Here is a 13259-nt window from a genome sequence, read left to right as displayed (position 1 = left end):
AATGACGCGCGCTAACCGGTTCTTAGGGGGGGTGGGGTACCTCCGCGGTTCGATTGTCAGGACGGCATCTCATGGAATTTCCGTTGATCGCGCCGCGGCCGCCGCGGCTGAGCGAGCTTACCGAGGGCCTGCGCCGCATCGAGGCGTCGGGCGTGTTCAGCAACAACGGGCCCGAGGTGCGCGCGTTCGAGGCGGAGGCGACCGAGCGGCTGTTCGGCGGCACCGGCGCCTGCCTCGCGGTCGGCAATGCCACGCTGGGGCTGATCGTCGCGTTGCGGCAGGCCGCGGGGATGCAGCTGCGACCGGGGACGCTGGCGTTGATGCCGGCGCTGACCTTCGCGGCGACCGCGCAGGCGGCGCTCTGGGCGGGACTGACGCCGCTGATCTGCGACATCGAGGCCGACGGCTGGACCGCCGATCCGCGGCAGGAAGAGGCGCTGCTCGCGCGGTACGGCGCGCGGATCGGCGTCATCGTACCCTATGCGACGTTCGGCACCGCGATCGACCTCGACCGCTATGCCTGGCTCGCCGACCGTCACGGCGTCGGCGTGGTGATCGATGCGGCGGCGTCGCTCGGCACGCGCGACGGCGACGGGCGCGGGTTCGGCAGCGGCGCGCCGTTCACGCTCGTCTATTCGATGCATGCCACCAAGACCTTCTCGGTCGCGGAGGGAGGGCTGATCCACAGCGGCGACGTCGCCCGGATCGACCAGTTGCGCGGCATGATCAATTTCGGTTTCGAACGGGGGCGCAGCGCGACGCTGCCCGGCATCAACGCCAAATTGCCCGAGGTGATCGCGCTGATGGCGCGCGCCAAGCTGGCCGAGATCGATGCGGTGTGCGACCATCGCGCCGCGATCGACGCCGCCTATCGCGCCGCGCTGCCCGGCTTCGCGATGCAGCGGCCGTCGGGGCGGCGGCAGGCGACGCAGTTCATGCCGGTGCTGCTGCCGCCTGAGCTGGCGGGAGAGCGCGACGCGATCGTCGCGGCGCTCGCCGCGGACGGCGTCGGCGTCGGCCAGTATTTCAGCCCGCATCTCGGCGAACAGCCGCTGTTCCGCGACACCGCGCTGATCGAGCCGACGCCGGTCGCCGACGCGATCGGCGGGCGTATGCTGAGCCTGCCGATCACCGATGCGATGACCCCCGCCGACGCGCCGGTGATCGCCGCGCGGCTGGCGGGCGCGGTCGCGCGGGTGACCGCGGCCGGCGCGACGCGGCAGATGGGGACGGCGATGCAGGATTTGACGACGGTGGTGATCGGCGGCGGCCCCGCCGGCACCGCGATGCTGACCTCGGCGAGCAAACTGGGCAAATTGGCGCCGCTGGTCGAGGCGGGGTTCGCGATCGTCGAGCAGAGGGCGCGGATGGGTGCCGGCGAGCTCGGCTCCTATGCGATCCGCTCGGACACCACCGCCGAGACCTTCCTATCGGCGGTGAAGAACAATCCGCATCCCGAACTCGCCGAGCTGGAGCATCACCCCGCCGGGCAATTGATGGGCCGCTACGTCGCCGAACTCGGCGCGCCATTGGTCGATACCGCGCCGCTGCTGTCGGCGACCGCGGACCGGCTGCGCGACATCGTCGTGCGGCACGGCGGCGCGGTGCTGACCGGCCATGCGGCGCAGCGCGTGCAGCGCACTGCCGATGGTCGCTGGCAGACGACGGTCAGCGACGGTGCGGGCGTCACGCGCGCGCTGGTGTCGCGCAACGTCGTGGTCGCGACCGGCGGGGTGCAGACCGACGAACAGGTCGCCGCCAAGCGCGTCGCCGGCGTCGCGCTCGGCGCGCTGGCGGGCGAACGGCTGATCCGCTCCGATACGGTGCTGCGGCTCGGCGGGGTCGAGCAGGTGCACGAGCGGCTGCGCGACATCCCGTCGCCGCGGGTCGCGATCATCGGCGCCTCGACCAGCGCGATTGCCGCGGCGGTGCTGCTGCTCAAGAGCCAGCCGGGCTTCGCCTTCGGGGCGGGGGCGGTGACGCTGCTGCATCGCCAGCCGCTCAAGCCCTTCTATCCCAACGTCGCCGCGGCGCATGCCGACGGCTTCCACGATTTCGACGACAACGACATCTGCCCGGTCAGCGGCTTCGTGCTGCGGCTCGCCGGGCTGCGGCTCGAATCGCGCGAACTGGTGCTGCGCATGCTGTCGCTCGGCGGGCGCACGCCCGATCCGCGCGTCGCCTCGCACCGTATCGCCGGCGACGAGGATGCGGCGGCGCGGGCGGTCATCGCGGAGGCGGATCTGGTGATCGGCGCGCTCGGCTACCGGCCGCGCGCGGTGCCGCTGCTCGGCGTCGACGGCGCGCCGCTGGCGCTGGCGCATCATGCCGGCCGGCCGATGGTCGATCGCCATTGCCGCATCCTCGACGCGCAGGACCGGCCGGTGCCGGGCGCCTATGGCATCGGCCTGTCGGCGGGCTTCGTGCCATGGGGCCGGCTGGGCGGCGAGGCGAGCTTCCGCGGCCAGGCCAACGGCCTGTGGCTTTGGCAGAACGACGTCGGCCAGATGATCGTCGACCAGCTGCTCGATCGGGAGGCGCAAGAGGCGGCATGACCACGCCGGTCGTCTCGGTCGTCATCCCCGGCTATAACGGCGAGGCGTTCATCGGCGCGACGCTGGAGTCGCTCGCCGCGCAGACGCTGGCGGCGTGGGAGGCGATCGTCGTCGACGATTGCTCGAGCGACGGCACCCGCGAATTGGTACGCGGCTGGCCCGATCCGCGCGTGCGGCTGATCGAGAACGAGGTCAACGGCGGGCCGGTGCGCACCCGCAACCGCGGCGTCGCCGCGGCGCGCGGGCGGTTCATCGCCGGGCTCGACCAGGACGACCTCTGTTTGCCCGAGCGGCTGGCGCGGCAGGTCGCCTATCTCGACGCGCATCCCGACGTGGTGCTGGTCGGCACGCAGGCGGAGCAATTGCGCGACGGCAAGGTCTCGGCGATGCACTATGCGCCGCATACCACGCCCGAGCTGATCGCGTGGCTGAGCTGGATCGAGAATCCGCTGGTCTGGTCGACGGTGATGGTGCGTGCCGAGGTGGCGCGGACGCTCGATCCGTTCACCCGGCCCGAGATCCTCTATGCCGAGGATTTCGACCTGTATCACCGCGTCGGCGCATTCGGACGGATCGCGCGGATCGACGTGCCGCTGCTGCGCTATCGCCAGCATGCCGGCGGCGCCTCGAAACGGTTCACCGACACGATGCGCGATTCGGCGATGCGGGTGCTGGCCGAGCGGCATGCGGGGGTGCTCGGCGTCGATGAGGCGGCGGCGATGGCGCGGCTGCTGGTGCTGCACAATATGGGCGGCGTGCCGGTGCCCGACCGCGCGACGCTGCAGCGGCTGGGCGCGGGAATCGCGACGTTGCAGGCGGCGTTCCTCGCGCAGGAGCGGCCCGATGCGGAGAGCCGCAAGCTGATCCGCTGGGAGACGGCGCGGCGCTGGGCGCGGATCGGGCGGGCGGGGCTGCGCTCGGGCGCGGTGCGGCTGCGCGACGTGCTGGCGGCGCGGCCGGCGCACCTCGGGCTGGGCTATGCGGGCGGCGAGACCTTGCTGTGGTCCGCCGCGGTGGGCGCGGTACGGCGCGGGCGGCGTGGGCGAGGCGAGGGTTGAGGTTTGGGGGGTAGCCCCCTTCGTCATCCCGGCGCAGGCCGGGACCCATGGTTACGGTGCGGCCAGTGGTGCGTGCTGCCATCCGCCGCGCGTGTCCATGGGTCCCGGCTTTCGCCGGGATGACGATGGGGGGTGCGGGGGTGCGCGCCCCTCCACCGTCATCCCCGCGGAGGCGGGGATCCAGACGCGCGGGTCTTCGCTTGAGCCGCGACGGCAGCGTGTATGGATCCCCGCCTTCGCGGGGATGACAGTGAGGGGGTGTTTGGCGGGCGGCGCCGCCTCTCCGCGCATCACAGCGTCCGGATGATCCCCGAGAAATCCGTTCCGCCGTTCCCGGCGGCGACGAACGCCTCGTACAAGGCGGTCGCATGCGCGCCGAGCGGGGTCGTCGCGCCCGCGCCTTCGGCCGCCTGCATCGCCAGCCGCAGGTCCTTGAGCATCAGCGCGGCGGCGAATCCGCCCTGATAGTCGTGGTCGGCGGGCGTCTCCGGGCCGACGCCGGGCAGGGGGCAATAGCTCGTCATCGACCAGCTCTGGCCCGAGCTGACCGACGAGATGTCGTAGAAGGTCTGCGCATCGAGCCCCAGCCGTTCGGCGAGCCGGAACGCCTCGCAGGTCGCGATCATCGTCGCGCCGAGCAGCATGTTGTTGGCCATCTTGGCGGCTTGCCCGGCGCCGCTCGCGCCGGCGTGGATCACCGCCTTGCCCATGTCGGCGAGGAACGGGCGCGCGCGCTCGAACGCATCCTCGGGACCGCCGACCATGAAGGTGAGCGTGCCGGCATTGGCGGCGCCGATCCCGCCCGACACCGGCGCGTCGACCGCGGCGAGGCCCTTGGCCGCCGCGGCCTCGGCGACGCGGCGCGCGGTGGCGACGTCGATCGTCGAACAGTCGATCAGGATCGCGGACGGCTCGGCGTGGCCGAATACCGCATCGGCATAGACGCTTTCGACATGCGCGCCGGCGGGCAGCATGGTGACGATCGCCTCGGCACCCGCGACCGCCTCGGCGGCGCCGGCGACGGGCAGGCAGCCGGCCGCCTGCGCCTTGTCGAGCGCCGCGGCGCTGAGGTCGAAGGCGCGGACGTCATGGCCGTGCTTCGCGAGGTTGGCGGCCATGCCGCCGCCCATGTTGCCGAGGCCGATGAAGGCGACGCGTGCCATGTCTCTCTCTCCTACTGCCGGATCAGGTCGCGGCCGACGATCATCCGCATCACCTGGTTGGTGCCCTCGAGGATCGAATGGACGCGCAGGTCGCGCCAGAAACGCTCGATCGGGTAATCCATCAGATAGCCGTAGCCGCCGTGCAATTGCAGCGCGCGGTCGACGACGCTGCTGCCGGTATCGGTGGCGAGCCGCTTGGCCATCGCCGCGAAGCGCGTCTTGTCGGGGGCATTGGCGGTCACCTTCGCCGCCGCCATGTAGAGCAGCGCACGCGCCGCCTCCAGTTCGGTCGCCATGTCGGCGAGGGTGAATTGGGTGTTCTGGAAGTCGGCGATCGCCGTACCGAACTGCTTGCGGTCCTTGGTATAGCGGATCGCCTCGTCGAGGCAGCGCTGCGCGCCGCCGAGGCTGCACGCGCCGATGTTGAGCCGGCCGCCGTCGAGCCCCATCATCGCGATGCGGAAGCCCTCGCCCTCGGCGCCGACGCGATTTTCCACCGGCACGCGGACGTTGTCGAACGTCACCTGCCGCGTCGGCTGCGAATGCCAGCCGAGCTTGCGCTCGTTGGCGCCGAACGACACGCCGGCCATGTCCTTCTCGATCACCAGCGCCGAGATGCCCTTGGGCCCCTCCTCGCCGGTGCGGACCATCGTCACGTAGACCTCGTTCTCGCCGGCGCCGGAGATGAACTGTTTCGAGCCGGTGACGACATAATGATCGCCGTCGCGGACCGCCTTGGTCTTCAGCGCGGCGGCGTCGCTGCCCGAGCCGGGTTCGGTGAGGCAATAGCTGCCGAGCCGGTCCATGGTGACGAGGCTGGGGAGATATTTGTCCTTCACCGTCTGCGACCCGAAGCGGTCGATCATCCAGCTCGCCATATTGTGGATCGAGATGAACGCGCTGGTCGACGGGCAGCCATAGGCCATCGCCTCCATGATGAGCGCCGCCTCGAGCCGGCCGAGCGCAATGCCGCCGCTCTCCTCCGACACGTAGATCGCGGCGAAGCCGAGTTCGGCCGCCGCCTTGATCGTGTCGCGCGGGAAGATGTGCTTCTCGTCCCATTCCGCCGCATGGGGCGTGATCCGGTCGGCGGTGAAGCGGCGCGCGAGCTCCTGGATCTCGCGCTGGTCGCCCGTGAGATCAAATTGGGGGGTCAGGTCGAACTGGTTTTCCATGATATCCTCAGGCCGGGCAGCGGCTGTAGCGGAACGAGCCGGCGCGATTGGCGTCGCCTTTGGCCTCGCGCACCAGCGTCTTGCCGTCGTCGAGCAGGGTGAGCGTGGTCGGTTCGGACCAGGTCATGCCCTCGCCGCTCATCGGCAGGTCGAAGGCGATCTGGTCCGGGCGGGTCTGGCGGATCGTGGCGGCGGTGCCGCGCGATTCGAAGAAGGACAGGCGGTTGCCGGCGATGGTCAGCGTGCCCTTGTCGGCGCCGCTCGCCGGGTCGCAATCGCCCGACACCATGCCCCAATGGCCCTGGAAGCCGCCGGGGATCGCGGCGATCGGCGAGGGGCTGACCGCGGGGATCGGTACGACGCTGTTCTGCGGATCGACGGTGAGGTCGTTTGGCGTCGGCTCGACCGCGGCGCTGCCGCCCGACGATTCGTTGTTGGCCGATTCGCCGCCCGAACAGGCGGCGAGGCCGAGCGCGGCGGCGAGGAGGATCGTGCTGCGCATGCCGGTCAGCCCATCGTCGGGATGACGAAGGCATCCTGGATGCGGCTCGGGCCGCCGTCCTCGCTGCCGCCGGGGAGCGCCGAGCCGTCGGGCCAGCGCTGCGTCACCGTCTTGACCTTGGTCCAGAATTTGACGCCTTCCATGCCGTGCTGGTTGGTGTCGCCGAACGCGCTGCGCTTCCAGCCGCCGAAGCTGTGATAGGCGACCGGCACCGGGATCGGCACGTTGATCCCGACCATCCCGACATTGACCCGCGCCGCGAACTCGCGCGCGGCATGGCCGTTGCGGGTGAAGATCGCGACGCCGTTGCCGTACTGATGCTCGCTCGGCAGCCGCACCGCGGTCTCGAAATCGGGCGCGCGGACGATCTGGAGGACGGGGCCGAAGATCTCCTCCTTGTATGCCGACATGTCGGGCGTGACGCGGTCGAACAAGGTCGGGCCGACGAAGAAGCCCTTCTCATGCCCCTGCAGCGTGAAGCCGCGGCCGTCGACGACCAGCTCGGCGCCCTCGTCGACGCCGGTCTGGATCCAGTTTTCGACGCGCTGCTTGTGCGCGGCGTTGACCACCGGGCCGTAATGCGCCTGCGCATCGGTCGACACGCCGACGCGCAGCGCCGCGATCGCCGGGATCAGTTTCTCGCGCAGCGCATCGGCGGTCTTGTCGCCGACCGGCACCACCACGGGCAGCGCCATGCAGCGCTCGCCCGCCGAGCCGAAGGCCGCGCCCGACAGATCGGCGACGACCTGGTCGAGATCGGCGTCGGGCATGACGATGCCGTGGTTCTTGGCGCCGCCCATCGCCTGCACGCGCTTGCCCGCCTCGACGCCGCGGCGGTAGACGTAATGCGCGATGTCGCTCGACCCGACGAAGCTGACCGCGCTGATCGCGGGATGATCGAGGATCGCGTCGACCATCGCCTTGTCGCCATGGACGACCTGCAAAATGCCCTCGGGCGCGCCCGCCTCCCGCATCAGCTCGGCGAGCCGCACCGGCACCGACGGATCGCGCTCGGAGGGCTTGAGCAGGAAGGCGTTGCCGGTGGCGATGGCGACGCCGAACATCCACATCGGGATCATCGCCGGGAAGTTGAACGGGGTGATCCCCGCGCCGATCCCAAGCGGCTGGCGCATCGAATAGACGTCGATGCCGGGGCCGGCGCCCTGCGTATATTCGCCCTTCAGGATGTGCGGGATGCCGCAGCAGAATTCGATCACCTCCAGCCCGCGCTGGATGTCGCCCTTCGAATCGGCGATCACCTTGCCGTGTTCGGAGGAGAGCAGATGCGCGAGCGCGTCCATGTTCGCCTCGACCAGTTCCTTGAAGCGGAACATGACGCGGGCGCGGCGCTGTGGATTGGTGGCGGCCCAGCCGGGCTGCGCGGCCTGCGCCGCGGCGACGGCGCGGTCGAGATCGGCCGCGGTGCCGAGCGGCACGCGCGCCTGGATCTCGCCGCTGTTGGGATCGAACACGTCGCCGTAGCGCGTGGCATCACCGCCGGCCGATCCGACGATGAGATGATCGATGGTACGCATCCTCGCTCCTTCGTGCCGCTTTGGTCGGCTTTGGAGCTTCCGTCGCAGGGTCGGGCGTGCGGTGCAAGAGGGGGCGGGCAATTGGTGGGGAAGGCTGACGTTTTTGTGGGGTCAGGGTGTCGGCAGTCATGGGCGGAGGAACACGGCCCCTGCTGGCGCGCCCGTCGGACACATTCGCACGCTCCCGCACACGGCAATTCGGCCTTTAACCGCGACGGCACGCGGGTAAGTAATGGCAGCTAAAGGCTTTTTTATCCCTGTTACCGCTAATATAATCTAATGTTTAGATCAGCCCATAAAAAGTAATGGCATAGATCGTGTGCAGAATAGGTAGGCGGGTTAAATCCTAGTCAACTGGTGTATGTAGCCGTGATAATTGCAAAATGGGCATTTGTACTTTCTGTTTCGATTGCAATGGCTTCGCCGGCCGGCGCGGAGCAGGTCGAGAAAAAGACACCCGATCGCAAATCGAAGGTGGGGGCAAATGCGGAGGCCAAGGCATCCCGCACCGCGGCGGCGACGAGCGAGGACAATGCCGCGTCACAGACCATCGTCGTTACCGGGACGGCACATCACGATGCCGTGACGGGGGGAGCCTTGGGCGTGCGGTCCGACCTCGATACGCCGTTCTCCGCACGCGTGGTGACCGCGGACGAGATCGAGGAACGTCAGGTCCGGTCGCTGGCACGGGTATTCAGCCAGGATGCGTCGGTCGTCGCCAACGGCGACACCTATACGTTCAACAGCTATTCGCAGACGGTCCGCGGCATCCCGCTCGACGACCTTTACGGCTACCGGATCAACGGCGACCCGTTTTACATGACGACGGTGGAGCTGCCCCTCGAATCGTTTCAGGCGGTGCAGTTGCTGAAGGGCGCCTCCGGCTTCCTCTATGGCTTCAACGCGCCGGGAGGACTGGTCAACTATCAGACGAAGCGACCCACGCCGGACGCTTTCGTCGCCGCGGATCTGGGATATTCGTCGAACACGGTCTTCCTGCAGCATATCGACACCGGCGGCCCCATCGCCGCAGGCCTCGGCTATCGTCTCAACCTGACGCACGAACAGGGCGGCACCTACAGCGTGTCGCACGTCCTGCGCTATTCGGGGTCGCTCGGTCTCGATGCGCATCTCACCGACACGCTGCTGTGGACCGGCGACCTGATCTATCAGGATCGCCGCATCAAGGGTGGAACGCAGGATTTCTTCATCGACGATCCCGTCGCTTATGGCGCGAACGCCTTGCCGCGACCGATCAGCGGCACCACCAATCTCGCCGCCTATCCCGACCTGTTCTTCAACAGCCACGTCTTCTACGGCGCCACCGGCCTGCACTGGACCGCCGACCCGCACTGGACGGTCAAGGCCGACTATAGCAACAGCCTGGACTGGCGGACCTACAAGGCGGAATGGATGCCGCTGATCAACCGCGATGGCGACTATGGGGTGAAATTGAACACCAATCCCCGGTCATGGTCGCGCTACAATCAGGCACAGGTCACGCTCGACGGATATTTCACCACCGGACCGCTGGCCCATCAGCTGACGCTCGGCGCGACGTGGCAGGACCTCAAGCGCTATCTGCCGCGCGATCGACTGAACACGGTCATCGGGTCGCAGAACCTGTATCGACCGGTGACGCCGGTGAACTATCCCAGCGCATTCAACGATGCGATCTACCGCAGCTATCATTCGATACAGGAAGGCGCGTTCGCCAGCGACACGATCAGCCTCGGCGACGTGTCGGTGATCGGCGGTCTGCGTGTCACGCGCTACGTCGAGCATCAATACAGCAAACTCGGCGTCGCCAAGACCTATGCCAAGACGCCGGTGACGCCCGTCGCCGCGATCCTGTACCATCCCTTGCAGGGCGCCACCGTCTACGTCAGCTACGTTCAGGCGCTCGAAAGCGGGATAACGGTCCCCGATAGCTTCGCGAATGCCCGCGAGACGCTGCCACCGGTGATGTCCGACCAGATCGAGGTCGGCGCCAAGGTCGAACGACCGACGTGGTTCCTTTCGACGGCATTGTATCGCATCGATCGGGGCGCCCAATATGCCAATGCCGCCAACGTCTACGTGTCCGACGGCACGCAACGCTATGAGGGCGTCGAGGCCAATGGACGCGTCGGGCTACCGCTCGATCTGTTCGTCGCCAACAGTGTCGCGATCGAGGAGGCAACCTATCTGAAGTCGGAACGGGATCTGCAAGGGCGACAGGTCGAGGGCGTTCCGCGATTCAAGGACACCGTGCAGGTCACCGAGCGGCCAACCGGTCTGCCCGGTTTCAGCGCCACCACCGAACTATCCTATACCGCCAGATTGTGGGGCAATGCGGTCAACAGTTTCCGCGTTCCCTCGACGACGTTGATCAATCTGCGCGCCGGTTATGACATCGGCTCCGCCGCCCATGCCGTGACGCTTCGGGCCGAAGTCGACAACGTCGCGAACCTCCACCATTGGGGCTATCTCGGGTCGGGCTATGTTTTCGTGGGTGAGCCCCGGACGGTCAGGTTGAACGCCAGCGTCAAGCTCTAGGCGTGACGGGATCGGGGCAGCCCCCCGATCCCCCGCGCATCACTCCGCCGCGGCTTTCTTCGCCGCGGGCTTCTTCGCCGGCGCCTTCTTGGCCGCCGCGGGCTTCGCCGTCGTCTTCGTCCCCGCCGCCTTGGCCGCCGGCTTCTTCGCCGCGGGCTTCTTGGCGGGCGCCTTCTTCTTCTTCGCCGGTGCCGCCGCCGCGCGGTCGTCGATCAGCTGCGCCGCCTCTTCCAGCGTCAGCGCCTCGGGGGTGATCGACTTGGGCAGGGTCGCGTTGGTCTCGCCGTCGGTGACATAGGGGCCATAGCGCCCCTCCATCAGCTTGATCTCCGCCTCGGTGCGCGGGTGCTTGCCGAGCTCCTTGAGCGGCGCGCGCGCGGCGCCGCGTGCCGGACGGCCGCCGCCCGCCGCCGCCTCGGCGAGCTTGACCACCGCGGCGTTCATGCCGGTCTCGAACACGTCGACGGTCGATTGCAGCCGCGCATATTTGCCGCTGTGCGCCAGATACGGCCCGTAGCGGCCGATCGACGCGGTGATCGGCTCGCCCGTCTCCGGGTGGTTGCCGATCGTCCGCGGCAGGCTGAGCAGCTTGAGTGCCCATTCGAGGTCGAGCTCGCCGGGCAGGTCCTTGGGGATCGAGGCGCGCCTGGCCTCCTTGCCCTCGCCGAGCTGGATATACGGGCCGAACCGCCCCGATTTGCGCTCGACCTCCAGCCCCGTCGCTGGGTCCTTGCCGAGCCCCTCGGGGCCGCTGTCGCCCTCCTCGCCGCCGGGCTGGGCGAAGCGGCGGGTGTATTTGCACTCGGGATAATTGGAGCAGGCGATGAACGCGCCGAACTTGCCGCCGCGCAGCGCCAGCTTGCCCTCCTCGCATTTGGGGCACAGCCGCGGGTCCGATCCGTCCGCCTTGTCGGGGAACAGATAGGGCGCGAGGAAGACGTCGAGCTCGGCGGTGATCGCGCTGGGCTGCTGCTCCATCACCTCGTTGGTGCGCGGCTTGAAGTCGCGCCAGAAGGCTTCGAGCACCGCCTGCCATTGCGCGCGACCGCCCGAGACGTCGTCGAGCTCCTCCTCCAGCTCCGCGGTATAGTCGAAGCCGACGTATTTCTCGAAGAAGCGCTCGAGGAAGGCGGTGACGAGACGGCCGCTCTCCTCGGCGAAGAAGCGGTTCTTCTCGACGCGCACATAGGCGCGGTCCTTCAGCGTCTTGATGATCGAGGCATAGGTCGACGGGCGGCCGATGCCGAGTTCCTCCATCCGCTTGACGAGGCTCGCCTCGGAGAAGCGCGGCGGCGGCTGGGTGAAATGCTGTTCGGCGTCGACGGCCTTCTTCGCCGGCGCGTCGCCCTCGCGCAGGCGGGGCAGGCGGCGCGCCTCCTCGTCCTGCGTATCGTCCGACCCCTCTTCGTAGAGCGCGAGGAAGCCGGGGAAGAGCACGACCTGGCCGGTCGCGCGCAGTACGTTGCGGCCGGTGCCGTCCGCCATCTCGACGGTGGTGCGCTCCATCCGGGCCGAGGCCATCTGGCTGGCGAGCGCGCGCTTCCAGATAAGCTCGTACAGGCGGTTGTGGTCGCCCGATCCGGCGCGGTCCTTGGTGAAGTCGGTCGGGCGGATCGCTTCGTGCGCTTCCTGCGCGTTCTTCGCCTTGGTCTGATACTGGCGTGGCGAATCGGGGACGTAGCTCGCGTCATAGCGGTTGGCGATGGCGAGGCGCGCAGCGGAGATGGCGCTGCCGTCCATCTGCACGCCGTCGGTGCGCATATAGGTGATCGCGCCATCCTCGTAGAGACCCTGCGCGATCCGCATCGTATGGTCGGCGGAGAAGCCGAGCTTGCGCGCCGCCTCCTGCTGGAGCGTCGAGGTGGTGAAGGGCGGCGGCGGGTTGCGCGTCGCCGGCTTGGTCTCGACGGTCTGGACCGAGAAGCGGCCCTCCTCGACCGCGGTCTTGGCCTTGAGCGCGTCGCCCTCGGTGCCGATCGACAGGCGGTCGAGCTTCCTGCCGTCCCACTGGACGAGGCGCGCGACGAAGGGCGTGCCGTCCTGCTCCATCTGCGCGGTGACCGACCAATATTCCTGTGCCTTGAACGCCTCGATCTCGCGCTCGCGGCCGACGATCAGCCGCAGCGCGACGGACTGGACGCGGCCCGCCGACTTGGCGCCGGGCAGCTTGCGCCACAGCACCGGCGACAGCGTGAAGCCGACGAGATAGTCCAATGCGCGGCGGGCGCGATAGGCGTCGATCAGGTCGGTATCGAGCTCGCGCGGCGCCTTCATCGCGGCGAGGATCGCCGGCTTGGTAATCGCGTTGAAGGTGACGCGCTGGACGTCCTTGGGCAGCGCCTTGCGGCCGCGCAGCACCTCCTGCACGTGCCAGCTGATCGCCTCGCCCTCGCGATCGGGGTCGGTGGCGAGGATCAGGCGGTCGGCGGTCTTCGAGAGATCAGCGATCGCCTTCAGCTGCTTGGACTTGTCCGCATAATTCTCCCACTCCATCGCGAAATTCTCGTCCGGGTTCACCGAGCCGTCGCGCGCCGGCAGATCGCGGACGTGACCGTAGGAGGCGAGGACGCGGAAATCCGAGCCGAGATACTTTTCGATGGTTTTCGCCTTGGCGGGCGATTCGACGATGACGAGCTGCATGGCGGTTCAATAGCGTCCTTACGTGTACGCGCGAGGGTGGCGAGCGGTCGGGGCTTGCGTCAAGTCGGGGGCGTGGGGCGAAACGTCAACGGG

The 13259-nt window shown here is 68.6% G+C and carries 8 protein-coding genes; 3 read left to right on the top strand and 5 right to left on the bottom strand.

Features of this window, described 5'->3' with window-relative positions; translation table 11 throughout:
* Positions 1-71: 71 nt before the first annotated feature.
* Together MC45_RS12880 and MC45_RS12875 are read left to right on the top strand one after the other, a co-directional pair.
* Positions 72-2555, top strand: coding sequence for a DegT/DnrJ/EryC1/StrS family aminotransferase (locus MC45_RS12880; RefSeq protein WP_038663840.1), 2484 nt, complete (start codon positions 72-74; stop codon positions 2553-2555).
* Complete coding sequence (locus MC45_RS12875; RefSeq protein ID WP_038663837.1) at positions 2552-3613, top strand: glycosyltransferase family 2 protein; 1062 nt, start codon at positions 2552-2554, stop codon at positions 3611-3613. The genes MC45_RS12880 and MC45_RS12875 overlap by 4 nt, the downstream gene beginning before the upstream one ends.
* A gap of 290 nt (positions 3614-3903) precedes the next feature.
* On the opposite strand, the gene mmsB is transcribed toward MC45_RS12875, so the two are convergent.
* From mmsB to MC45_RS12855, 4 genes are read right to left on the bottom strand one after another with little or no spacing between them, the layout of a single operon-like run.
* A complete protein-coding gene (mmsB, locus tag MC45_RS12870; RefSeq protein ID WP_038663834.1) occupies positions 3904-4776 on the bottom strand; it encodes a 3-hydroxyisobutyrate dehydrogenase in 873 nt (290 codons plus the stop codon).
* 11 nt (positions 4777-4787) lie between these two features.
* The gene (locus MC45_RS12865) at positions 4788-5951 is read right to left on the bottom strand and encodes an acyl-CoA dehydrogenase family protein (protein ID WP_179944539.1); all 1164 of its coding nucleotides are present in this window, start codon (positions 5949-5951) and stop codon (positions 4788-4790) included.
* Positions 5952-5958: 7 nt separating this feature from the next.
* Positions 5959-6453: a hypothetical protein gene (locus MC45_RS12860; RefSeq protein WP_038663831.1), complete on the bottom strand. Its 495-nt coding sequence runs from the start codon at positions 6451-6453 to the stop codon at positions 5959-5961.
* A gap of 5 nt (positions 6454-6458) precedes the next feature.
* Entirely contained in the window at positions 6459-7988 is a 1530-nt protein-coding gene (locus MC45_RS12855; protein WP_038663828.1) for a CoA-acylating methylmalonate-semialdehyde dehydrogenase, read from the bottom strand.
* Positions 7989-8402: 414 nt separating this feature from the next.
* On the opposite strand from MC45_RS12855, the gene MC45_RS12850 reads away from it, so the two are divergent.
* The gene (locus tag MC45_RS12850; protein WP_038663825.1) at positions 8403-10526 is read left to right on the top strand and encodes a TonB-dependent siderophore receptor; all 2124 of its coding nucleotides are present in this window, start codon (positions 8403-8405) and stop codon (positions 10524-10526) included.
* 39 nt (positions 10527-10565) lie between these two features.
* Here the strand turns inward: MC45_RS12850 and topA are convergent, their stop codons facing one another.
* Positions 10566-13166 (bottom strand): type I DNA topoisomerase, encoded by a 2601-nt coding sequence (topA, locus tag MC45_RS12845; protein WP_038663823.1) that lies wholly within the window; start codon positions 13164-13166, stop codon positions 10566-10568.
* Between the last annotated feature and the right edge of the window lie 93 nt (positions 13167-13259).

Source organism: Sphingomonas taxi (assembly GCF_000764535.1).
Classification (GTDB): Bacteria; Pseudomonadota; Alphaproteobacteria; order Sphingomonadales; family Sphingomonadaceae; genus Sphingomonas; species Sphingomonas taxi.
The sequence above is the reverse complement of the archived record's forward strand: the minus strand, read 5'-3'. Positions and strand labels throughout refer to the sequence as shown.